The organism is Neorhizobium huautlense (genome assembly GCF_002968575.1).
In the GTDB taxonomy this organism is placed as follows: domain Bacteria; phylum Pseudomonadota; class Alphaproteobacteria; order Rhizobiales; family Rhizobiaceae; genus Neorhizobium; species Neorhizobium huautlense.
In genome coordinates this window covers 61,515-82,836 of record NZ_PVBM01000002.1, presented here as the reverse complement: position 1 = coordinate 82,836, position 21,322 = coordinate 61,515, and the positions used below count along the sequence as shown (strand labels likewise).

The window sequence follows — 21,322 nt, the reverse complement described above, 5'->3', positions numbered from 1 at the left end:
TTGCTCTCCCGTCTGTCGGCCAGGAAGCCGTCTGCGCCAGAACCCTTCGTTGCACGCGACAAAGCGCGCTACGAGGGGACATTGGTGGCGCACGGCCTTTCCAAGACCTATGATACGCGCCGCGTCGTCAACGGCGTCTCGCTGGTCGTGCGCCGCGGCGAGGCGGTCGGGCTGCTCGGACCGAACGGCGCGGGCAAGACAACCTGCTTCTACATGATTACCGGGCTCGTACCGGTCGATGAAGGCATGATCGCCATCAACGGCAACGAGGTCACCCATATGCCGATGTATCGCCGGGCTCGGCTCGGCGTCGGCTACCTGCCCCAGGAAGCGTCGATTTTTCGCGGCCTGACGGTGGAGGAAAATATTCGTGCCGTGCTCGAAGTGCACGAACCGGACAAGGACAAGCGGGAGCGCAAGCTCGACGAGCTTCTGGAAGAATTCCATATCAGCCAGCTTCGTAAGTCCGCGGCAGTCGCTCTGTCCGGCGGCGAACGGCGGAGGCTCGAAATCGCCCGCGCACTTGCGACCGACCCGGCCTTCATGCTGCTCGACGAACCTTTTGCAGGCGTCGACCCGATTTCGGTTTCCGATATTCAGAACCTCGTGCGCCACTTGACGGCACGCGGCATCGGCGTTCTGATAACGGATCACAACGTTCGCGAGACGCTCGGCCTCATCGATCGCGCCTACATCATTCACGCAGGCGAAGTCCTGACCCATGGTCGGGCCGATGACATCGTCAACAATCCCGATGTTCGCCGCCTTTACCTGGGCGACAAGTTTAGCCTGTAGCGCGCGGAAGAAATTTACTTTCCCGTACTGCGGCGCTTGACCAAATCTTTCAAAAAAGCAATTCTTGTGCCAGATGCAAATTTGGCTATGTGCGGGGATGGCCGAAGGCGCGCTGCGCTGTTTCATGACGGAACAGCCAAGGGGATATCAGGGGAGTTTCGCGTCCGCCATGGGTTTATCCGCCAGCCTTTTTCTGAAGCAGACCCAGTCGCTGGTGATGACGCCGCAGTTGATGCAATCCATTCAACTGCTGCAGATGACGCATTTCGAGCTCAACCAGTTCATCGCACAGGAAGTCGAGAAGAACCCGCTGCTCGAAATTGCGCCAGGCGAGATCGATGGCGGCACGGAAACAGGCTTTGAAAACGAGGAAACCTTCCCGGAAGCCGACGGCGGAAGCGGCGAAGCCCTCCACATCTCCAGCGACGGCCGCTGGTACGAGGGCAACTCCGCCATAACTGCCGAGCGTCTTGGCGAAGGTCTCGATACGGGATTTGAAAACGTCTTTCCGGACGACGGACCAGCCCGCCGTGCCGATGCACCAGAATTGCTGAGCCAGTGGAAGTCGATGCCGGGCGGAGAATCCGGCGACGATTACGATCTGAACGAGTTCGTCGCCGGCCAAGTGACATTGCGCGACCACCTGAACCAGCAGATCCCGTTTCTCATCACCGGCACGGCCGACCGGCTGATCGCGCAGCATCTGGTCGATCAACTCGACGAGGCGGGTTACCTGCAAGGCGCCATCGAAGAAACAGCCACCCGGCTCGGCAAGTCCTGCGACGATGTGGAAGCCATCCTGAACAAGCTGCAGACGCTCGATCCGCCCGGCGTCTTCGCACGGTCGCTCAGCGAATGCCTAGCGATCCAACTTCGCCAGAAGGATCGGCTGGACCCCGCCATGGACGCTCTCGTCCGGCATCTCGAACTGCTCGCCAAACGCGACTTCGCCTCGCTTCGAAAGATTTGCGGCGTCGACGACGAGGACCTGATCGACATGCTGGCGGAAATTCGCGGGCTGAATCCGAAGCCCGGCGCCAGCTTTGAACGTGGCGCCTCGGAGACGATTTCCCCTGATATCGTCGTCCGCGCTGCGCCTGATGGCACCTGGATGATCGAACTCAATCCCGACACACTGCCGCGCGTCCTAGTCAACCAGGCGTATTTCCAGACGGTTTCGAAGAGCTGCCCGAGAAGTGGCGAGGACCACAATTTCCTTTCGGAATGCATGCAGAACGCGAACTGGCTGACCCGCAGCCTCGACCAGCGCGCCCGGACGATCATCAAGGTGGCGGCTGAAATCGTCCGCCAGCAGGACGCCTTCCTGATGCACGGCGTCGATCACTTGAGACCGCTCAACCTCAAGACGGTGGCCGAGGCGATCAAAATGCATGAATCGACGGTAAGCCGGGTCACCTCAAACAAATACATGCTTACGCCCCGGGGTCTGTTCGAGCTCAAATATTTCTTCACCGTCTCAATCGGTTCGGCGGAAGAAGGCGGGGACAATCACTCCGCCGAAGCGGTGCGGCACCGTATTCGCCAACTGATCGCACAGGAAACGCCCGAGGCGGTCCTCTCCGACGATGACATCGTCATCAGCCTGAAACGCGGCGGTGTCGATCTCGCCCGCCGGACTGTCGCCAAATACCGGGAGGCAATGAACATTCCGTCTTCTGTTCAGCGACGCCGGGAGAAGCGAGCGCTTGCAAAAGTGGCTGCCTTCTAACCTCATCTTGACGAAAAACCTGCCCTGACGTCGTGGAGGGCTACGTAAAATTCCCAAGTTCCCCAACCGTTGACATTTAAGGCTCCGGGGGCTAGAAGCCCGCCGCAATTGCACGGGACATAGGCTTTAGGCATCCCCGACAACCAGCTGGGCAAAGATTGCAGCAATTTGACCTTGTCGCATGCGAGTGGCTTGGATGAGGGGGCGGCTTGGCGTAGACTGAACACGCAAGTCACGACAAGAAGGAAAAATTCCATGGGTGTCCGTGTATCCGGTAAGCATATGGAAATCGGCGAATCGTTCCGTCAGCGGATCGAGGGACAGATCGGTGAGGCGGTTACGAAATATTTCGACGGGGGATATTCGAGCCAAGTCATTGTAGAAAAATCCGGCTCGCGTTTTTCGGCCGACTGCAAAGTGCATCTCGACACCGGGATCGTCTTGCATGCGGCAGGGGAAGCAAACGATCCACAGGGCAGTTTCGATGCCGCAGCTGAGCGGATCGAAAAGCGGCTGCGCCGCTACAAGAGGCGCCTCAAGGATCATCATGCCGGCAACCACCTGAATGGCCATGCCGAAGTCGCATATACGGTCATGGACCGCGTACCGGATGAAGCAGACGAAGTGCCTGAGGATTTTGCGCCGACCATCGTCGCGGAAAGCTCAAAACCTTTGAAGACGATGTCGGTCGCAACCGCCGTGATGGCGCTGGATATGACCGACGAGCCTGTGCTGCTGTTCCGCAGCCCCGGCAAGGAAGAGTTGAACATCGTGTACCGCCGCAACGACGGCAATATTGGCTGGATCGATTCCACCAATATCAAGAACTGAACAATCTTGGGGAGAGCGTCGGAAGCGGCGCTTCCCCTCGCCTGGAGCGGGAGCTCTTGCGGCACAAAGGATGACTAGAATGGCATTGGCAGATTTGCTGCAGCAAGATGCGATTATTCCTGCCTTGAAAGTAAATTCCAAAAAGCAACTCCTGCAGGAACTGGCAGCCAAGGCTTCCAAGCTTACTGGCGTCGGCGAGCGGGAAATCTTCGACATCATTCTGCAGCGCGAACGGCTCGGTTCCACCGGCGTCGGCCATGGGATCGCCATTCCGCACGGCAAGCTCAACAGCATTTCGTCGATCAAGGGCATTTTTGCACGACTCGAGACGCCGGTCGACTTCGAGGCGCTGGACGACGAACCGGTGGATCTCGTGTTCCTGCTGCTCGCTCCGGAAGGGGCCGGCGCCGACCACTTGAAAGCACTGTCTCGCATCGCGCGCGTGCTCAGAGATCAAGAGCTGGTGGCAAAGCTTCGCAAGACGGACTCCGCCACCGCCATCTATGCCTTCCTGAATGAGGAACAGGCAAATCACGCCGCCTGACGGCTTGACGATTTTCGTGGAGACGAAATCAGTTCGCCCGGCCGCGATCGAGCGTCGGGTGGATCCGTTTAAACTTCAATCCTTGAGGTCGGCCTGAAGCCGATCGAGCAGGCGGACGGCGTGGGCGGCGTAATCGCCGATCCAGCGATCCTGGATCGCCTTAATGGGCAGCGCGTTGAGGTAGTTCCAGCGCTCGCGCCCTTCCCTTCTTACGATCACCAGATCGGCGTCCTCCAAAACCTTCAGATGCTGCATCACCGTACAGCGATCCATGTCCGAGAAGGTTTCGCAGAGCGATCCGGTAGTTTGCGGGCGATCCTTCAACTGGTCGAGGATCAACCTTCGCCGAGGATGGGCGAGAGCTTTGAAAACGGCATCGATATCCGAATCGGCTGACACGTTATATTTTTATAACTGATCTTGCAGGGCGGCAAGTCATGAGAGCGCGCGAGCACCCTCACCTTCATCGCGAGAGAGCGGGCGAAACCGCCCGCCTTCACACGTCTCAGGCGTTCTTTTCACCCGCCTGCTCCGCAGCCGTGGCTTCGGACCTGGGGCCGCCCTTGGCGACACCGACCATGGCAGGACGCAGCACCCGCTCGCCGATCGTATATCCTGCCTGGACGACCTGAACGACCGTGTTGTTCGGCACGTCTGCGTTTGGAATTTCGAACATGGCCTGATGGAAGTGCGGGTCGAATTTCTGGCCTTCCGCCTCGATCTTCTTGATGCCGTGACGCTCGAGCGCCGAGAGCATGGAGCGCTCCGTCAGTTCGACGCCTTCGAGAAGCGTCGTCAACGCCGCGTCGGCAGCTGCGCGCATTTCCGTCGGAACGGCATCCAGTGCACGGCGCAGATTGTCGGAAACGGCAAGCATGTCGCGCGCAAAGCCGGCGACGGCATAGGACTTGGCATCCTTGACATCGCGGTCGGTGCGGCGGCGCAGGTTGTCCATTTCGGCGGCAAGACGCAGGAAGCGATCACGCAATTCGTTGTTCTCAGCCTTCAAAACCTCGATGGGGTCGGGCTCGGCCGCGGCCGGCGCTTCGGCTGCGCCCTGGTTGGCCGCGTCCTGAAGAGCAGACGCCACGGCTTCCGCCGTATTCTCGGCGGCGGCTGCGTCAGGTCCGTGCTTCTTGGTTTCGTCGGTCATGACGGTCTCCGGTTATTCTTCACTGGGATATATGGCTTTGGATTTGTGCCCGATATCGAGGTTTAAAGTGGAAAAATCAAGGCTCGCCGGGAAACTTGCGCCGGCATTCAGCCGGTTTCAGCGCGACAGCCTTGCCAGAAGCTGGGCCGTATAATCCACCATGGGCACGATGCGGGAATAATTGAGGCGCGTCGGCCCGATCACCCCGACGGCCCCCACGATCCGGTCCTCGCCGTCGCGATAGGGCGCGACGATCAAGGAAGAACCGGAGAGCGAGAAAAGCTTGTTTTCCGAGCCGATGAAAATGCGGACCCCGGGACCTTTCTCGGCAAGCTCCAGGATTTCGATCAGGCTGTCCTTCTTTTCCAGATCGTCGAAGAGAAGCCGCAGCCGGTCGAGATCAGCCGTCTCATCGAGGCCCTGAAGCAGGTTGGCGCGGCCGCGGACAATAAGCTGGCTCGGTTTGCCTTCCTCGCTGTCGCCGGACCAGACCGCCAGCCCCCGTTCGACCAGATCCTGGGAGAGGGCATAAAGCTCGCTCTGGACCGCATCCTTCAGCTTCGTGAGCTGGTTGCGCAGTTCCGGTAGGGTCTGGCCCGTCAGGTGGGCGTTCAGGAAATTCGCAGCCTCCACCAATTGCGAGGACGTGACGCCCGCCGGCAATTCGATGATACGGTTTTCTACCTGGTTATGGTCGCCGACCAATACGGCAAGCGCCTTTGTCGGCTCAAGGCGGATAAATTCCACATGCTTGAGGACCGGATCGCTTTTGGTTGTGATGACGAGGCCGGCGCCACGCGACACGCCGGAGAGCATCAGGCTCGCTTCCGCCATCAGGCTTTCCATCGGCTGATCGCGATCGGCGCGGCGAACCTGCCGGTCTATTGCAGAGCGCTCCTCCTCCGAGAGGTTTCCGACCTGCATGAAGGCATCGACAAAGAAGCGGAGGCCTGTCTGCGTCGGCAGGCGGCCGGCACTGACATGCGGCGAATAGATGAGGCCGAGTTCTTCCAGATCACTCATGACATTGCGCACGGAAGCCGGCGAGAGCGACATGGGCAGGAGACGCGAAAGATTTCGGGAGCCGAGCGGCTCGCCGTTTTCGAGATAGCTTTCAACGATGCGACGGAATATTTCCCGCGAACGGTCATCGAGCACGGATCCGTTGTCTCTACCCGTCGGTCCAGAAAAACCCATCAATCCTTCACCGTACCGTTGATCTCCAAAGGAAATATAGTCATTCCCCCGGCCGGCGCAAATTGGAAATAATTGTTCTTCCGTGACACCGCTGTAACCGGCCGGGGCTTTTCCTTTGCAAAAGAGCGGCGGCGGTCTTAGAAGACGCCAACGCAATTCAGGAGCAGAGCATGAGGCCTTCAGGCAGACAGACAAACCAGATGCGCAAGGTCTCGTTCGAGCGCAATTTTTCCAAACATGCGGAAGGCTCCTGCCTCGTCAAGTTCGGCGACACGCATGTCCTGTGCACGGCCAGCCTTGAGGAAAAGACGCCGCCGTGGCTGCGCAATTCCGGCAAGGGCTGGGTGACTGCCGAATACGGCATGCTGCCGCGCGCTACGGGCGAACGCATGAAGCGTGAAGCGGCAGCCGGCAAGCAGGGCGGCCGGACGCAGGAGATCCAGCGTCTGATCGGCAGGTCGCTTCGGGCCGTCGTCGATCTCGAAGCACTCGGCGAACGGCAGATCACCGTCGACTGCGACGTCATCCAGGCCGATGGCGGCACCCGCACGGCGTCGATCACCGGCGGCTGGGTGGCGCTTTACGATTGTCTGAAGTGGATGGAGGCCCGCTCGATGATCAAGGTCGAGAAGGTGCTGAGGGATCATGTGGCGGCCATTTCCTGCGGGATCTTCGCAACCCAGCCTGTCATCGACCTCGACTATCTGGAGGATTCCGCCGCCGAGACGGACGCGAATTTCGTGATGACCGGTGCCGGTGGCATCGTCGAAGTTCAAGGCACGGCCGAGGGCGCGCCCTTCAGCCAGGACGAATTCCTGAAGCTGCTGGCATTGGCGCAGGCTGGTACGCAGGAACTGGTGGCGATGCAAAAACAGGCGATCGCCTGACGGAGGGAGGGCGCGTTGATCGAAGGCATCCTCGAAACCGCGCTCTATGCCGATGACCTTGACGCCGCCGAAGCTTTCTACGGCGGCGTTCTCGGCCTTGAAAAGGTCCTGCGTGCCGGCAACCGACACGTCTTCTTCCGCTGCGGCCCGGGGATCCTCTTGATCTTCAATCCAGCCGAGACCACAAAGCCGCCCTCCAAGGACGCGCTGCCGGTGCCGCCGCACGGCACCAGGGGAGCCGGCCATGCCTGTTTCCGCATCAGCGGCGAGGCGATTGACAGGCTCCGGGAAAAGCTGAACAAGGCAGGCGTAGCCATCGAAAGCGACTTTCATTGGCCGAACGGCGCCCGCTCGATCTATTTCCGCGATCCGGCGGGCAACAGCCTGGAATGTGCAGAGCCGAAGCTGTGGAATATCGAATAGGAATTTTGATGCGCAAGCTCGATACCAAGACCATCGTCGTCGCCAGCCACAATGCCGGAAAAATTCGCGAGATCGCCGAGCTCATCGGCCCACTCGGCTTTTCGGCAAAATCGGCGGCCGAGCTGGCCTTTGCCGAACCGGACGAAACGGGCGCGACTTTCGAAGAGAATGCAGCGATCAAGGCGCTTGCCTCGGCAAAGGCCTCCGGCCTGCCGGCGCTGTCGGACGATTCCGGCTTGGTGATCGACGCGCTGGACGGGGCGCCCGGCGTCTATACGGCCAACTGGGCGGAGCGCGAGGACGGCAGCCGCGATTTTCAGATGGCGATGGAGAAGGTCGAAAAGGCGCTGGAAGAACGCGGCGCGACGACGGCCGAACAGCGCGCCGGCCGCTTCGTCAGCGTGCTCTGCCTTGCCTGGCCCGACGGGCATACGGAGTTTTTCCGCGGCGAGGTGGAGGGCGCCGTCGTATGGCCGCCGCGCGGCACCCAGGGTTTCGGTTATGATCCCGTCTTTCAGCCGGAAGGCTATGACATCACCTTCGGGGAAATGAGCAGCGAACAGAAGCATGGTTGGCGACCCGGCGAGCCGGAGGCGCTGTCCCACCGCGCCCGCGCGTTCAAACGCTTCGTCGAAACCTGCCTGGAGGCATGAACTGACCCCCTCCCTCACTCTTCCTACCGATACACTTTTGCCCGATACGGGCGAACCGGGGTTCGGCGTCTATGTGCATTGGCCCTTCTGTGCGGCCAAATGTCCCTATTGCGACTTCAACAGCCATGTCCGCCACCAGCCGGTGGACCAGCCGCGCTTTACCGCCGCCTTCCTGAAAGAGATGGAGACGATGCGGAAGATGAGCGGCCCGAAAACGGTCACCAGCATCTTCCTCGGCGGAGGCACGCCCTCGCTGATGGATCCGGCCACCGTTTCGGCGATCCTGGATGGGATCGCCAGACACTGGCACGTGCCCGACGGCATCGAGATCACCATGGAGGCAAATCCCTCCAGCGTCGAGGCGACCCGTTTTCGCGGATATCGGAGTGCTGGCGTCAATCGCGTATCGCTCGGCGTCCAGGCACTGAACGACACGGATTTGAAATTCCTCGGGCGGCTCCATGATGTCGCCGATGCCCTGAAGGCGATCCGGCTTGCTCGCGAGATCTTTCCACGCATGAGCTTCGATCTCATCTATGCACGGCCGAAACAGACGGTCGAGGCGTGGGAGGCCGAGCTGAAAGAGGCGATTTCCTACGCGGTCGACCACCTGTCGCTCTACCAGCTCACGATCGAGGAAGGCACGCCCTTCTACGGGCTCCACAAGGCCGGCAAACTGATTGTGCCGGATGGCGACCAATCGGCTACGCTCTACGAAGCCACGCAGGAGATTACGGAAAGGCACGGCATGCCTGCCTACGAAGTCTCCAACCACGCCCGGCCGGGCGCCGAAAGCCGCCATAACCTGACCTACTGGCGTTATGGCGATTATGCCGGCATCGGCCCGGGGGCCCATGGCCGGCTGAGCCGGGGGAACCAGAAGCTGGCCACCGCCACGGAACGGCGTCCGGAAAGCTGGCTCGACCTCGTCGAAAGCCAGGGACACGGCATGCTCGATCAGGAGGTCCTCGGCTTCGAAGAACAGGCCGACGAACTGTTGCTGATGGGTCTTCGGCTCCGTGAGGGCGTCGATCTTGCGCGCTGGCAGCAGCTTTCCGGCCGCGATCCCGATCCCGTGCGCGAGGAGCGACTGCTGGAGCACGGATTTATCGAAAGGCTCGGCAATTCGCGGCTCCGCTGCACGCCGTCGGGCATGCTGATCCTCGATTCCGTCGTAGCCGATCTGGCTTGCTGACGACTGGAAGCTACGCTCTTACGGCCACTACATGGAGCCAATCGGTCGGCCGCTTGTCATAGGCGGTGCCCTGCTCCTCGGCGATCTTAACCGAGGTCCAGGACAAGCTCGCGTAGAGCTCTTCCAACCACTCCTTGGACGGATAATTGTAGAAGCGGCCGAGATCGTCATGGCCTTCCGCCTCACCGGCCTTGAAGCTCGCGTAAAACAGGCCCCCCGGCTGGAGCGCGGCATGGATTTTTCCAAGGACAGCGCCAAGTTTCGCGCGAGGCACGTGCAGCAGGCAGGCATTTGCCCAGACGCCGTCGAAGGCTTCGACCGCATCGATATCCTCAAAACTCAGCACCGAAACCGGCACGCCGAGGCGTTTCGTTGCCTCTTCGGCCATCTCCGGCGTACCATCCGTCGGCACGGCGCGGAAGCCGCGTTTGATCATCTCGCCGCTGTCGCGCCCGTTACCGCAGCCGAGTTCGAGAATCTGAGCGCCGGCCTTAAGCTTTGCGAGGAACAGATCCAGCCGGCGCATGCTCGGCCCGGCTGCGCTTCCTGCATATGCCGCAGCATTTTCGGCATAAAACGAGGAGGTCGGATCGCCGTGCATCTACGTTTTACCCTATCGTTGCGACAGCAAGAGTTTCGTGCCGAAGCCCACGAAGATCAGGCCGACGCCGACGTCGATCTTCTTTTTGGCCCTGATATATCCGGCTGCGATTGCCGGATGCGTGATGAGGCCGATCAGGCAGGCATAATAGACGGTCGAGACGACAAGCATAACCGCAATTGCGATCAAGCCATAAAAGAAAGGGGTGCCGGCCGGCATGGTTGCCGCAAAAAAGACTTGCGACGAAAAGCGCCGATTTCGGATTGGCGAGATTGGTCGCCAATCCCATTCTGTAAGCAGTCTTCAACGGCATATCGACCCGTTGCGCCGTCAGGTCCGCCGCATGCCGGGCCCTGCGAACATCTAGGAAAATCTTCGCCCCCAGCCAGACGAGATAAAGCCCCCCGGCCGTCTTCAGCGCCACATAGGCGAATGGAGCCGCCTGAAACAGGACGTTGATGCCGAGCCAGCCGGCAAGGCCCCAGCAGAAGGTGCCGGTGATGGTGCCCATCGCCGCAGCAATCGGCACCCGTCTCGGCGCTGTCAGTGCGTAGCGCATCACGAGCAACGTGTTAGGCCCTGGCGTAATACACGCCACGGCCCATATCGTTGCGACGGACAGAAGAAACATGGTCTCAGGCGTTGTTTTCGTTGATCAGCCGCTTCAAGAGTTCGACCTCGTGGCTGAGTTTGGTATCGCCGGAGATCAATTCCTCGATCTTGCGGACCGCATGGAGCACTGTGGTGTGATCACGGCCGCCGAACCGGCGCCCGATTTCCGGGAAAGACCGCGGCGTCAGGGTTTTCGAAAGATACATGGCCACCTGTCGCGGCTTCACGATTACCCGCGTACGGCGGTTGGATACCAGTTCCTGGCGCGAGACATTATAATGACGGGCGACGATGCGCTGGATGTCTTCGATGCGGACGCGCTTGGCTTCCCCCGCACCGACCAAGTGGGCCAGCAGTTCATCCACGCGCTCGATCGACAGCGAAGGCTCAAAAGAGCGGCGGAAGATCAGCTGGTTGAACGCGCCTTCCAGTTCGCGGCCGCTGTTTGCGACATTGCGCGCGACATGGGAGAGGATTTCCACCGGAATATCGAGCGACGGGTCATCTTGGCGTGCGACGGCGAGCCGCTGATTCAGCATCTCGAAACGCATTTCGTAATCCGGCGCCTCGACTTCGATCGCCACGCCGCCCTGCAGACGTGAGCGGACCCGCGGGTCGAGCGATTCCAGTTCCCAGGGAGCACGGTCGGCAGCGACCACCACCTGCTTGGCGCTGTCGAGCAGCATATTAAGGAGGTGGCAGAACTCGTTCTGGATCATCTTGCCTTGCAGGAACTGCATGTCGTCGATGATCAGGAGGTCGATATTGCGCAGCGAGTCCTTCAGCGTCAGTGCATCGTTGTCACGGATGGCGGTCGCAAAGCGCCACATGAAATATTCCGCCGTCAGGTAGACGACACGCGGCATCCGCTCACTGCAGACCGCAGCGTTGGCGATCGCCTGCAGGAGATGGGTCTTGCCGAGACCGACGCCGGAATGAATGAAGAGCGGATTGAAGCGGACCGCACCGGCGCCAGCTTCGGCGATGGTTTTCGCTGCGGCCAAAGCTACGCGGTTCGATGCACCTTCCACAAAGGTGTCGAAGGTGAAGCGACTGTCCAGCGGCGAGCCAAACAGCGGGCTCGGCGCCTGCGTCGGACGGGCAGCCGAAGCCGCCGGCGTGGGAAAAGTTGCGATCTTGCCGATTTCGCGCGGCATCTGCGGACGCTGGAAGGATTGTGTGGGAATCGGGTCCGGCGCGGTCCCGCGTTCTTCTCCCGCTACCGGGGTGCGGGTGTTGCGGCTCGCGCTGCGCACCAGGATTTCCACCTTCAGAATTTCCGCGTCTTCCGCCTGAAAGATGGACGTGATGAGATCGAGGTAACGATTGTTGATCCAGGACTTCAGAAAGGTCGTCGGCACCGTCAGCCGAACCACGCTTTTCGAGACCGAATGCAGCTTCAAACGCCCAAACCAGCTTGCATAAACATCCTGACCGACTTGTGCCTTCAAACGCGTGCTGAATCGCTCGAAAAGAGCATCATGCTTCATTTCCGGTGGTTCCCCTGCCGCCTGAGAGCAAACTGAATCAAATGACTGCCGTGATTGGTCCCCATTACCCGCACGGTTCGGTACGATACTGATTTGCATTATGCGCCGCCTTCCAAATTCATAGCCCGGCGGTTCTCGTTACGCCGCCAGGACAAACCTCGTTTTCCCGGGCACAGCAAACCATTCCCAATCATTGAGAACATCGCCGCCCGTTCCATTTTTTATGCTTCCCCGCCTCAACAGCAGATCGAAAGCGTTGCCCAGTCCGCCTCGTATTCGGACCAAAGCCTCGCGAGAGCCACCTCGCACAACACCGAACGCCCATCCTCATCATGGCCGCTCGAACCTGCCTCTCCTCCTTTGCCCCAGCTCCGCAGCGCAGATCTGGCCTCGACAAAATCCGACCGTCTCCGGAAACGTCAAATTTCCGGATCACAACCGATAGTTATATGGAAAACGGGCAAAACTTGTCCCGTAGCAAGGGGCAGAAAGTCTCCGCGCCGTCCCGGAAGAACGACTGCCGGCAGCCCTCTGAAGTAATCCCCGCGCCCCTTGCTGGAGGCCATTTAGGCAGGATCAAATGCCAAGATCAATGATGAATTTTACGCAAAATTAAGAGCTGGGCGTTGACTCTCCCAGCGTGATTTGAATGTCACAGACGGCTTCATGGAGAATCGCTTTTGAATCAATGGGATTCAAAAATGACATACATTCGGCGCGATCGTTCACAAAAAAAATAAAAATCTTCTTGACTCAGTTGGGCGCCATCCGCCGGGCGCCCGAGCTGCCCCCTCGCCTAACCACCTCCACCAACATATTGAAATTATACAGAAATTTCTGTCACGCCGCTGACACGAAATTGTTATTGAGCCGGGTAAATATAAGGTTAGCTGAGAGAATCAGAAAAAGCCCGGTCAAGCGACCGGGCTTTTTTGTGACTTAATTTTGTCGAGTGCTATTAGGCCGAAAGAGCCTTCACACGAGCCGCCAGGCGAGACACTTTGCGGGACGCTGTATTGCTATGAAGCACGCCCTTGGTAGCGGCACGCTGGATCTCTGGCTGCGCAGCCTTGAGAGCCTCGGCAGCAACCGTGATGTCGCCGGATGCGATGGCTTCCTCAACCTTGCGGATGAAGCCACGGACGCGCGAACGGCGAGCCTTGTTGACTGCGGTACGGCGAGCGATCTTGCGGGTCGCCTTCTTCGCCGAAGTTGTATTGGCCATTTCATGCCTCTCTACGAATTCGAACCAAAACTCCGCCGTTGCCGCGTCGGTCCTGCGACCCTCGATCCAGCAATTCGGGAGCAATAGAGGAAGCCGTGATCAGGCTTTCCCAACTGTGGGCGGGCATATAGCCGGAATACCCGCTCCAGTCAACGCGCATTTTGACCAATCGCGTGCCTGTTTCACCGGTTCGAGAATTGCGGCTTACGCTTTTCGACGAAGGCGCTCATGCCTTCCTTCTGGTCGGCCGTGGCAAATAGCGAATGAAAGAGCCGCCGTTCGAAACGTAGGCCTTCTCCAAGCGTCGCCTCGAAGGAGCGGGCAACCGCTTCCTTGGCCATCAGGACGGCAGCCCTGGGGAAGGAAGCGATCCTGGCGGCCGCTTCCACCGCCTCATCAACCAGGCGCTCCGGAGGCACGATCCGCGATACCAGGCCAGCGCGTTCGGCCTCGACCGCGTCCATCATCCGACCGGTCAGGACGAGGTCCATGGCCTTCGCCTTGCCGACCGCCCGTGTCAGGCGCTGCGAACCGCCCATGCCGGGGATGACGCCGAGGGTGATTTCCGGCTGGCCGAATTTCGCGGTCTCAGAAGCGATGATGAAGTCGCACATCATGGCAAGCTCGCAACCGCCCCCGAGCGCGAAGCCGGATACGGCCGCGATCATCGGTTTGCGGGTTGCGGCGATCGCCTCCCAGCCGGAAATGAAATCACTCACATAAGCATCGACAAAATCGATCCCTTGCATCTCCTTGATATCAGCGCCGGCGGCGAAGGCCTTTTCAGAGCCGGTCAGAACGATCGCGCCGATGCCTTCGTCCTTGCCAAAACCGGCCAATGCATCGGTGAGTTCTGCCATGACGGTGGAATTGAGGGCGTTCAGCGCCTTCGGCCGGTTGAGCGTTATCAACGCCACGGACTCGCGGATTTCGGTCAACAGGGTTTCGTAGCTCATCCGGTGTCTCCTCTCCTATTTCTGGCAGACAGGACAATAAAAAGTGGAGCGGCCCGCCTGCGTGATGCGGGCGACCGTACCGCTGCAGCCGGGCGTGCGGCAAGCCCCGCCTTCCCGGTCGTAGACCGAGAAGGAATGCTGGAAATACCCGAGAGAACCGTCAGTCTGAATATGATCCCGAAGTGAAGAGCCGCCCGCGGCGATCGCATCCGAAATGACGTTCCGGATGGCTTCGTGAAGCGCGAAAAGCTCTTTCTTCGGTCTTCCCGTCTTGGTGACCACGCCGCCGGCCGCGCGTCTGGGTGAAAGATGCGAGCGCCACAGCGCTTCGCATACATATATATTGCCGAGACCGGCGATCACCGTCTGGTCGAGCAAGGCACCCTTCAGCGGCTGGCTCTTGCCGGCAAGGCGAGCCGCGAGATAGTCCGCATTGAGCGCGTTGCCGGTCGGCTCGGGTCCCAGGTCGGCGAAGGCGGGATAAAGGTCGAGTTCGCTGCGCTTCCATAGATGCATGAAGCCGAAGCGGCGCGGGTCGTTATAGATGACCCGTAGCGGTCCGCTTTCTTTCGTAAGATGAAAGACCACGTGGTCGTGTTTGCTGTCCTTGGATCGCGGATGATGGAACTCACCCAGCGTGTTGTCTTCGATCCGGAAGGAGCCGGACATGCCGAGATGGCTGATGACCGTCAGGTCGTCCTCCAGATCGATCAGCAGATATTTGGCACGCCTGCCCAGCGACACGATCCGGCGCCCTTTCACTCTGTCGGCGAAGTTTTCCGGAAGCGGAAAGCGCAGATCCGGCCGGTTCAGTTCCAGCTTCGAGACGACGGCGTCTTCCATTGCCGGCGCGAGACCACGCCGGACGGTTTCCACCTCTGGCAATTCGGGCATAGCTACCTAACTTCCTGTTCCAACCTTACCGTTCCTGCTCTATAGAGCGGACCGGATGTCGCATGCATCTATAATGCATGGACCACAGATAGCGAGGCGCAGGTGATTTCGCTATGGTCGCTCGCGAATGGAGTCAAGGAGTTCACCGATGACCGAAGCCCGTACCAGCGCTGAAGGCGGAATGGAGACTTCCTACGGCTTCCGCCGGGTTGCAGAGGGTGAGAAGCAGGGGCTGGTCAACGATGTCTTCCACAAGGTGGCCAAGCGCTACGACGTGATGAACGACGTGATGTCGGCCGGCATGCATCGGGTCTGGAAAGATGCCATGATCGCGGCACTCAACCCGCGCAAGGACAGCAACTACAGGACCCTCGATGTGGCAGGCGGCACTGGCGACATCGCCTTCCGGATCGTCGAGGCCTCCGGCCGCAAGGCCCATGTCACCGTGCTCGATATCAACGGTTCGATGCTTGCAGTCGGCGCCGAGCGAGCCACGAAGCGCAAGCTTTCGGAGAACCTCGATTTCGTTGAAGCCAATGCGGAATCCCTGCCTTTCGAGTCGAGCTCCTTCGACGCCTATACGATTGCCTTCGGAATTCGCAACGTGCCGCATATCGATGTGGCTTTGAAAGAGGCTTACCGCGTCCTCAAACGGGGCGGCAGGCTGCTGGTGCTGGAATTTTCCGAGGTCGAGATGCCGCTGCTCGAGCGCTTCTATGACGAATGGTCCTTCAAGGCGATCCCGCGCTTCGGCAAGATGATCACCGGGGAGGCCGAGCCCTATCAATATCTGGTGGAATCGATTCGCAAATTCCCCAACCAGGAGAATTTCGCCACGATGATCCGCGACGCCGGTTTCTCCCGCGTGACCTACACCAATTATACCGGCGGCATTGCAGCGCTGCATTCCGGTTGGAAGCTTTGACCGCATGAGCACGATCGGCGCTTATTTCCGGCTTGCACGCGTCGGCTGGGTCCTGGTGCGCGAGGGCATCGTTTCTGCCCTTCCTTCGCAGGGCCTGCCGCCTTCGGTTGGCCTTCTGAAGTCGCTCGTCCAGCCCTTGGCCCGCAACCATTCGCTCAAGCAGGCACGCAGCGAGCGGCTAACGCGCGCCGTGGACAGGCTCGGCCCGTCCTATGTCAAGATCGGGCAATTCCTCGCAACCCGCCCGGACGTGGTCGGCGTGGATTGGGCCGTGGATCTTGCGCTCCTGCAGGACCGCATGGCCTATTTCCCGACCGAGATTGCCAAGGGGGCGATCGAAGGCTCGCTCGGACGACCCATCAGCGATCTTTATTCCTCCTTCGGAGAGCCTATTGCCGCGGCCTCCATCGCCCAAGTGCATCCCTGCATGATCGGCGACAGAAAGGTGGCTGTGAAGGTGGTGCGGCCGGGTGTGAGGCAGCGCTTCGCCCACGACATCGAGAGCATGTATCTCCTCTCCCGCATGCAGGAGCGCTTCGTACCCTCCTCCCGGCGTCTCAGGCCGGTCGAGGTAACGCGCACGCTTGAACAGACCACCAAGGTGGAGATGGACCTTCGCCTGGAAGCGGCCGCGCTTTCCGAGATTGCCGAAAACATCAAGGACGATCCCGGCTTCCGCGTGCCGAGCGTGGACTGGGAGCGGACCGGCCGCGATGTCGTCACCATGGAATGGATCGACGGCATCAAAATGTCGGACGTGGGCGCTTTGCAGGCTGCCGGCCACGATCTGGAGAGGCTTGCCGAGGTCCTGATCCAGTCGTTCCTTCGCCATACGCTGCGCGACGGCTTCTTCCATGCCGATATGCATCCCGGCAACCTCTTCGTCGACAAAACCGGTACGATCGTCGCCGTCGACATGGGCATCGTCGGTCGACTGGGCAAGAAGGAAAGGCGCTTCCTCGCGGAGATTCTCTACGGTTTCATCACGCGCGACTACACACGGGTCGCGGAGGTCCATTTCGAGGCTGGCTACGTGCCTGCGCACCATGACGTATCGAGCTTTGCCCAGGCGATCCGGGCAATCGGGGAGCCTATCCACGGACAGCCGGCGGAAACGATTTCCATGGCCCGCCTTCTGGCGCTGCTCTTCGAGGTAACCGACCTTTTCGAGATGCAGACCCGGCCGGAGCTGATCCTTTTGCAGAAGACGATGGTCGTCGTCGAAGGCGTGTCGCGGATGCTGAACCCGCGGTTCAACATGTGGAAGGCGTCCGAGCCGGTGGTCGGCGACTGGATCCGCAGCAATCTGGGGCCGAAACGAGTGGTCTCCGATCTGAAGGACGGCCTGAAGGCAATGGTAAAACTTGCGGAAGCCGCGCCGGAAATTGCCGCCAAGACCGAGAGGTTCCACGAAGAACTCATTCATATGAGCGAGCACGGCTTGCGTTTCGACCCCGAAACGGCCGAAGCGATCGGCAGGTCGGAAGCCCGACACAGCCGTTCCGGCCGCATCGCATTGTGGATCATCGCGCTCTCGCTGCTCTATTTCGTCTTCACGCTCGGCTGACACACACCGGCAGCGCGAACCGCAGACGCCTTTATTCCGCCCGGTTCTTCATTCTCTGTTAAGGAATACATTCCTTTCCGGAGACCTTGCCCATGGCGCTCGGCGCTTCCCAACGCTTGCAGGACGGCGTCGCGGCCGTCGAAACCATGACCCGGTTTGCGCTGGCTGTGCTCGCGCTCGCCTCCGGCGTCTATACCTATCTCGGCGTACGTTCGATCCTCGACGGCTCGCCGACCGCCGTCTTCTTTGCGGCGATCATATATTCCGCTTCCGTTTCCGTGGGGATCTACGCCTTCTGGTCCTACATGGCACGCTTTTATCCGCATGTGACGACCCGCGCCGGCCGAACCGCCATGCTCGGCGTCATGGCGCTCGGCGCTGCCATGATCATTGCCATGTCGAGCTGGCTGAACGCGGCGGCACTGGCAGGCTCGGCGGCACTCGAACAGCATCTCGCCGAAACGGTGGAGGACTATACTACCGATCTCGACCAGGCACATCAGAACGCCCTGGCCGCGCAAAGCCTGCTGCCGGATATCCAGCGGGCATCCGAGCGTTTCGCCCAGCTCGCGGCCTCCGAACGGCAATCGGGCGCGCTTACGGGAACGAACGGATCCGGCAGCGTCGTGGCGCTCCTTTCGCAGATGTCGGCACAGCTTAAAGATCTCGAAAACGGCATCAACACGTCGCGTGAGCAGGTGACGAACCTCTTCAACGACGGGCAGAAGCGGTTGGAGACGATGCGGACGCTCGTTTCGGCGCCGGGCGCCATAGAACCGCGCGCCGACCAGTTTTCCTCAGAAGTCGTCGCACTCACCGGCGTCATTGCTTCGCTCGGGCAGACATCGATCGCGCCGTCGATCCGCCGGGCGGCGGACGACCTGTCTCTCGGCTTCATCGCTCCGGTGGCCGATGGCGGTGATGCCAATCTCGTCAGCCGCCAGGACCAGGTCATGGAGACGGTGCGGGCGTCGGTCGCGGCACAGTCGAAGGTCCTCTCTCAGGCCGCCGACGAGATCCTCGCTCGTGCTCCCGTGCCCGAACGGCGGTTCGTACCCCTCTCTTCCGCGGAAGCGGTGCTGCGCTACGCATCCGACTTCATTCCTGCCTGGGCTGGCGCAATCTCGATCGATCTTTTGCCCGGCGTGCTGGTCTTCATTCTCGCGGTCGTTCACGGCGCTATCCGCAGGCAGGACGAAAAGCTGCCTTTTGCCGAACGCATTACTGCCGCGGAACTACTTCAGGCGCTGCAAGTCCAGCGGGCGATCACCGCTGGCGGCATCAGCATCGAAGAAGCCGTCGCCAGGGCAGAACCGGAGAACGACGCGCAAGAGCCGAACAATATAACCGCGATCGATCTCAAGTCGCGCACACGGGACCGCTCTCATGAGGATCGATAAGCCGATCGAGGCGCTGTTGAAGCTGGACGACGGCGTTCTCATGCGGGGCGCCTTCTTTATCCTGTTGTCGGCCGCGGCGGTTTTTCTTGTCATCGACGTGCGCGACATTACCGCGATGAATGCGGAGCTTCCGGGCTACGACCCGTTGCGCCAGGACCAACCCGTCCTGCCTCCGGCACTGACGGACGGAGTGCCTGCCGCGCCGCCGGTCCAGCCGGCGAGCTCCAAGGAAGTGCTGCGCCAGCCGATGAAATTCGAGTTGAAACCGAGTGGTGTTCTTCTGGCCGAGGGGACAATCGATCCTGGTGCCGCGGGTCGGTTTGCACAGGAGATCGAGGCCCGCGGCGAATATGTGAAGACGGTGATGCTCAATTCGCCCGGCGGCTCGGTCGAAGATGCGCTTACCATGTCGAAGCTGATCCGGGAGAAGAAGCTGGACACCAAGGTGGCCACGAAGGGCCTCTGCGCCTCCTCCTGCCCGATCGTTTTCGCCGGCGGTATTGGGCGCATGGCGGAGAAGGACGCGGTTGTCGGCGTGCATCAGGTCTTCAATGGTGGCAAGGACAGGCCCACCGCCGAACAGGCCATGTCGGCCGCGCAGGCGACGACCGCGCGGGTAGCCCGGCATCTGGATGCGATGGGCATAGGTGCCGGGCTCTGGATCAATGCCCTGGAAACGCCGCCGGACCGGCTCTATTACCTGACGCCAAAGGAAATGGCGGATTTCAAGCTGACAACCGAGCCGGTCGCGACTGCCAAGAAAAAGAGCTAGCGGCGACCGCTAGCCTTGCTGGCGCTCGCAGAAGGTAGTCCGGTTGCTGAAAGGGTCAGTGACCGTGACCTCCAGGCCCCAGGGCACCTCTTCAAGCCCCGGCCTCATATAGGAATAGTTCTTGCCGATCAATTCGGCATGGAAGTGCCTGATGCCCTGCATGGGCACAAAGACCCGCGCACCGGGTGAAGCATCGCCCGAATGCTCGCTTAGATGCATCAGCATGCCGCTGCGGGAAATCTGGCAATAAAGCGGTGCGTTGTCGTGAAAGCGGTATTCCCAATCCACCTCGAAGCCCAGAAAGCCACAATAAAACTCCATGGCCTTATCGACGGAGAATATGCGGAAGATCGGGATCGCCGGCTGGATCGACGCAGCCTCCCGCCTCTGCGGAGGCTCTACCGCCTCGATCTTGGCGGCAAGCACATTCCAACTGTCGTAGCCGAACTGGCTCGCGACGAGTTCGAGCGCCTGGCTATGGGTAAGATCTATCTTACGTTCTGCCAGCGCCTCACGCAGGCTTTTTGCCATCAGTTTGGCATCGCGAAAGTCGCGCATCTCATCACCCTCCAAAGGACGAACGGCAAGATCAGGGTCCGCATTACTGATCCGTTCGTCATCGTTGGCCGGGTGGCTAAGGATGAGAGGCGGTGGATGCGTTCACCATGGGCGAAAAGCCCGCGGACGGCTGGCCGCATCCGGCCAACTCATCGATAGCATCACACCTGCAGAAGGATCAATCTGCCTCATAGCTTGGAGCAAGGACGTTCAGACGGTTTTCGTTTCGACAGTATCGTTGGGAGATGCGGCCGGAGCGGCGGCGCTCCCCTCCTGATAGTTGTCAGACGACGGTATGACGGCTGCCTTTATTTCCTGGAAACCTGCCCGGCCGGCTTCGCTCAAGCCGGCCCCCGCCATTTCCAATGCCGTTTTTGGATGTCGCCTGACAAGCACACCGAGCGCCTTCAACACGGCAGCCGCGCCTATGCGGCCCGCCGCAGTTTTGCCGTAGCGTTTCAGAACCAGGCGCTTCAACGGGCCCGGCAGGCGAGATTCCTGCTTGCCGCGAGAGGAGGCACGTCTTCTCGCTAATGTCTTACCGCGTCCGCTAAAGGGCGGTCGTCTTTTTCCTTCTTCTTGGCGGCAGGAAAGATAGAACGGGTCTGGTCGGCAACCACATCCATGGCGGCATTGGCTGCACTTTGCAGTGCCTCTCCGGCAATTCCCACCGCGCGAGCGCTCTTGCGTGCGCCTTTCTTGCCTGCCCTGGCAATGTCCTCCCGTTCCTCCGTCAGCACGGCGGCAGCCGCACCGGCTGCGGCCAAGAGCGCTTTGCCAAGAATGTCCCGGCCGGTCTTGCTGGCCAGCATGCTCTTGAGAAAGGAAGACTTGCGGATCGATTTCGGCACCTTGAAGCCGGCGACTTTCTTCGGGATTGCGTTCTTCTTGGCCATCTGTCTTCTCCTTTGGGGA

The 21,322-nt window shown here is 60.4% G+C and carries 24 protein-coding genes; 12 read left to right on the top strand and 12 right to left on the bottom strand.

What is annotated here, in order from left to right:
• Positions 1-12: 12 nt before the first annotated feature.
• From lptB to ptsN, 4 genes are all read left to right on the top strand, one after another.
• Positions 13-795 carry an LPS export ABC transporter ATP-binding protein gene (lptB, locus tag C5L12_RS02525; protein ID WP_105370707.1) on the top strand — a complete coding sequence of 261 codons (783 nt, stop codon included), beginning with the start codon at positions 13-15 and terminating at the stop codon, positions 793-795.
• Between the two features lie 169 nt (positions 796-964).
• Entirely contained in the window at positions 965-2,524 is a 1,560-nt protein-coding gene (rpoN, locus tag C5L12_RS02520) for an RNA polymerase factor sigma-54 (RefSeq protein WP_105370706.1), read from the top strand.
• A 255-nt stretch (positions 2,525-2,779) separates the two neighbouring features.
• On the top strand, positions 2,780-3,355 hold the full coding sequence (hpf, locus tag C5L12_RS02515) for a ribosome hibernation-promoting factor, HPF/YfiA family (RefSeq protein WP_105370454.1): 576 nt from the start codon (positions 2,780-2,782) through the stop codon (positions 3,353-3,355).
• Positions 3,356-3,434: 79 nt separating this feature from the next.
• Complete coding sequence (gene ptsN, locus C5L12_RS02510) at positions 3,435-3,899, top strand: PTS IIA-like nitrogen regulatory protein PtsN (protein WP_105370453.1); 465 nt, start codon at positions 3,435-3,437, stop codon at positions 3,897-3,899.
• Between the two features lie 75 nt (positions 3,900-3,974).
• On the opposite strand, the gene C5L12_RS02505 is transcribed toward ptsN, so the two are convergent.
• The 3 genes from C5L12_RS02505 to hrcA all read right to left on the bottom strand — a co-directional run bounded on the left by C5L12_RS02505 (position 3,975) and on the right by hrcA (position 6,249).
• Entirely contained in the window at positions 3,975-4,298 is a 324-nt protein-coding gene (locus C5L12_RS02505) for an ArsR/SmtB family transcription factor (protein ID WP_105370452.1), read from the bottom strand.
• A gap of 106 nt (positions 4,299-4,404) precedes the next feature.
• On the bottom strand, positions 4,405-5,052 hold the full coding sequence (gene grpE, locus C5L12_RS02500; protein WP_105370451.1) for a nucleotide exchange factor GrpE: 648 nt from the start codon (positions 5,050-5,052) through the stop codon (positions 4,405-4,407).
• 117 nt (positions 5,053-5,169) lie between these two features.
• Positions 5,170-6,249, bottom strand: a complete 1,080-nt coding sequence (gene hrcA, locus C5L12_RS02495) for a heat-inducible transcriptional repressor HrcA (protein WP_105370450.1) — start codon at positions 6,247-6,249, stop codon at positions 5,170-5,172.
• 170 nt (positions 6,250-6,419) lie between these two features.
• Here hrcA and rph point away from each other — a divergent pair, with 170 nt between their 5' ends.
• From rph to hemW, 4 genes are read left to right on the top strand one after another with little or no spacing between them, the layout of a single operon-like run.
• Positions 6,420-7,136 (top strand): ribonuclease PH, encoded by a 717-nt coding sequence (rph, locus tag C5L12_RS02490; RefSeq protein ID WP_105370449.1) that lies wholly within the window; start codon positions 6,420-6,422, stop codon positions 7,134-7,136.
• A gap of 15 nt (positions 7,137-7,151) precedes the next feature.
• Positions 7,152-7,559 (top strand): VOC family protein, encoded by a 408-nt coding sequence (locus C5L12_RS02485; RefSeq protein WP_105370448.1) that lies wholly within the window; start codon positions 7,152-7,154, stop codon positions 7,557-7,559.
• 8 nt (positions 7,560-7,567) lie between these two features.
• Positions 7,568-8,212, top strand: coding sequence for an RdgB/HAM1 family non-canonical purine NTP pyrophosphatase (gene rdgB / locus C5L12_RS02480; protein WP_105370447.1), 645 nt, complete (start codon positions 7,568-7,570; stop codon positions 8,210-8,212).
• 1 nt (position 8,213) lies between these two features.
• On the top strand, positions 8,214-9,407 hold the full coding sequence (gene hemW, locus C5L12_RS02475; RefSeq protein ID WP_105370705.1) for a radical SAM family heme chaperone HemW: 1,194 nt from the start codon (positions 8,214-8,216) through the stop codon (positions 9,405-9,407).
• Positions 9,408-9,417: 10 nt separating this feature from the next.
• On the opposite strand, the gene C5L12_RS02470 is transcribed toward hemW, so the two are convergent.
• From C5L12_RS02470 to mutM, 6 genes are all read right to left on the bottom strand, one after another.
• Positions 9,418-10,008 (bottom strand): class I SAM-dependent methyltransferase, encoded by a 591-nt coding sequence (locus tag C5L12_RS02470; RefSeq protein ID WP_105370446.1) that lies wholly within the window; start codon positions 10,006-10,008, stop codon positions 9,418-9,420.
• Positions 10,009-10,015: 7 nt separating this feature from the next.
• Positions 10,016-10,567: a LysE family translocator gene (locus tag C5L12_RS02465; RefSeq protein WP_245422731.1), complete on the bottom strand. Its 552-nt coding sequence runs from the start codon at positions 10,565-10,567 to the stop codon at positions 10,016-10,018.
• Positions 10,568-10,643: 76 nt separating this feature from the next.
• Positions 10,644-12,209 (bottom strand): chromosomal replication initiator protein DnaA, encoded by a 1,566-nt coding sequence (gene dnaA / locus C5L12_RS02460; RefSeq protein ID WP_105370445.1) that lies wholly within the window; start codon positions 12,207-12,209, stop codon positions 10,644-10,646.
• Between the two features lie 859 nt (positions 12,210-13,068).
• A complete protein-coding gene (rpsT, locus tag C5L12_RS02450; protein WP_105370704.1) occupies positions 13,069-13,335 on the bottom strand; it encodes a 30S ribosomal protein S20 in 267 nt (88 codons plus the stop codon).
• Positions 13,336-13,517: 182 nt separating this feature from the next.
• Positions 13,518-14,291 (bottom strand): enoyl-CoA hydratase, encoded by a 774-nt coding sequence (locus C5L12_RS02445; protein ID WP_105370443.1) that lies wholly within the window; start codon positions 14,289-14,291, stop codon positions 13,518-13,520.
• Positions 14,292-14,306: 15 nt separating this feature from the next.
• Entirely contained in the window at positions 14,307-15,185 is an 879-nt protein-coding gene (gene mutM, locus C5L12_RS02440; protein WP_105370442.1) for a bifunctional DNA-formamidopyrimidine glycosylase/DNA-(apurinic or apyrimidinic site) lyase, read from the bottom strand.
• A 148-nt stretch (positions 15,186-15,333) separates the two neighbouring features.
• Here mutM and ubiE point away from each other — a divergent pair, with 148 nt between their 5' ends.
• The 4 genes from ubiE to C5L12_RS02420 all read left to right on the top strand — a co-directional run bounded on the left by ubiE (position 15,334) and on the right by C5L12_RS02420 (position 19,849).
• Positions 15,334-16,110, top strand: a complete 777-nt coding sequence (ubiE, locus tag C5L12_RS02435) for a bifunctional demethylmenaquinone methyltransferase/2-methoxy-6-polyprenyl-1,4-benzoquinol methylase UbiE (RefSeq protein WP_105370441.1) — start codon at positions 15,334-15,336, stop codon at positions 16,108-16,110.
• Between the two features lie 4 nt (positions 16,111-16,114).
• Complete coding sequence (gene ubiB, locus C5L12_RS02430) at positions 16,115-17,677, top strand: 2-polyprenylphenol 6-hydroxylase (RefSeq protein WP_105370440.1); 1,563 nt, start codon at positions 16,115-16,117, stop codon at positions 17,675-17,677.
• Between the two features lie 92 nt (positions 17,678-17,769).
• Entirely contained in the window at positions 17,770-19,077 is a 1,308-nt protein-coding gene (locus C5L12_RS02425) for a hypothetical protein (protein ID WP_105370439.1), read from the top strand.
• The gene (locus C5L12_RS02420; protein WP_105370438.1) at positions 19,064-19,849 is read left to right on the top strand and encodes a COG3904 family protein; all 786 of its coding nucleotides are present in this window, start codon (positions 19,064-19,066) and stop codon (positions 19,847-19,849) included. The genes C5L12_RS02425 and C5L12_RS02420 overlap by 14 nt, the downstream gene beginning before the upstream one ends.
• A gap of 9 nt (positions 19,850-19,858) precedes the next feature.
• Here the strand turns inward: C5L12_RS02420 and C5L12_RS02415 are convergent, their stop codons facing one another.
• From C5L12_RS02415 to C5L12_RS02405, 3 genes are all read right to left on the bottom strand, one after another.
• Positions 19,859-20,407, bottom strand: coding sequence for a glyoxalase superfamily protein (locus C5L12_RS02415; protein ID WP_105370437.1), 549 nt, complete (start codon positions 20,405-20,407; stop codon positions 19,859-19,861).
• A 210-nt stretch (positions 20,408-20,617) separates the two neighbouring features.
• Positions 20,618-20,884 (bottom strand): hypothetical protein, encoded by a 267-nt coding sequence (locus C5L12_RS02410; protein WP_105370436.1) that lies wholly within the window; start codon positions 20,882-20,884, stop codon positions 20,618-20,620.
• Positions 20,885-20,937: 53 nt separating this feature from the next.
• A complete protein-coding gene (locus C5L12_RS02405) occupies positions 20,938-21,303 on the bottom strand; it encodes a hypothetical protein (RefSeq protein ID WP_105370435.1) in 366 nt (121 codons plus the stop codon).
• Positions 21,304-21,322 lie beyond the last annotated feature (19 nt).

Coding starts and splice junctions, on each gene's coding strand:
- rpoN (WP_105370706.1), top strand. CDS start 965: ATGGGTTTATCCGCCAGCCTTTTTCTGAAGCAGACCCAGTCGCTGGTG.
- hpf (WP_105370454.1), top strand. CDS start 2,780: ATGGGTGTCCGTGTATCCGGTAAGCATATGGAAATCGGCGAATCGTTC.
- ptsN (WP_105370453.1), top strand. CDS start 3,435: ATGGCATTGGCAGATTTGCTGCAGCAAGATGCGATTATTCCTGCCTTG.
- grpE (WP_105370451.1), bottom strand. CDS start 5,052: ATGACCGACGAAACCAAGAAGCACGGACCTGACGCAGCCGCCGCCGAG.
- hrcA (WP_105370450.1), bottom strand. CDS start 6,249: ATGGGTTTTTCTGGACCGACGGGTAGAGACAACGGATCCGTGCTCGAT.
- rph (WP_105370449.1), top strand. CDS start 6,420: ATGAGGCCTTCAGGCAGACAGACAAACCAGATGCGCAAGGTCTCGTTC.
- rdgB (WP_105370447.1), top strand. CDS start 7,568: ATGCGCAAGCTCGATACCAAGACCATCGTCGTCGCCAGCCACAATGCC.
- C5L12_RS02470 (WP_105370446.1), bottom strand. CDS start 10,008: ATGCACGGCGATCCGACCTCCTCGTTTTATGCCGAAAATGCTGCGGCA.
- C5L12_RS02465 (WP_245422731.1), bottom strand. CDS start 10,567: ATGCGCTACGCACTGACAGCGCCGAGACGGGTGCCGATTGCTGCGGCG.
- dnaA (WP_105370445.1), bottom strand. CDS start 12,209: ATGCAAATCAGTATCGTACCGAACCGTGCGGGTAATGGGGACCAATCA.
- rpsT (WP_105370704.1), bottom strand. CDS start 13,335: ATGGCCAATACAACTTCGGCGAAGAAGGCGACCCGCAAGATCGCTCGC.
- C5L12_RS02445 (WP_105370443.1), bottom strand. CDS start 14,291: ATGAGCTACGAAACCCTGTTGACCGAAATCCGCGAGTCCGTGGCGTTG.
- mutM (WP_105370442.1), bottom strand. CDS start 15,185: ATGCCCGAATTGCCAGAGGTGGAAACCGTCCGGCGTGGTCTCGCGCCG.
- ubiE (WP_105370441.1), top strand. CDS start 15,334: ATGACCGAAGCCCGTACCAGCGCTGAAGGCGGAATGGAGACTTCCTAC.
- ubiB (WP_105370440.1), top strand. CDS start 16,115: ATGAGCACGATCGGCGCTTATTTCCGGCTTGCACGCGTCGGCTGGGTC.
- C5L12_RS02425 (WP_105370439.1), top strand. CDS start 17,770: ATGGCGCTCGGCGCTTCCCAACGCTTGCAGGACGGCGTCGCGGCCGTC.
- C5L12_RS02420 (WP_105370438.1), top strand. CDS start 19,064: ATGAGGATCGATAAGCCGATCGAGGCGCTGTTGAAGCTGGACGACGGC.
- C5L12_RS02415 (WP_105370437.1), bottom strand. CDS start 20,407: ATGCGCGACTTTCGCGATGCCAAACTGATGGCAAAAAGCCTGCGTGAG.
- C5L12_RS02405 (WP_105370435.1), bottom strand. CDS start 21,303: ATGGCCAAGAAGAACGCAATCCCGAAGAAAGTCGCCGGCTTCAAGGTG.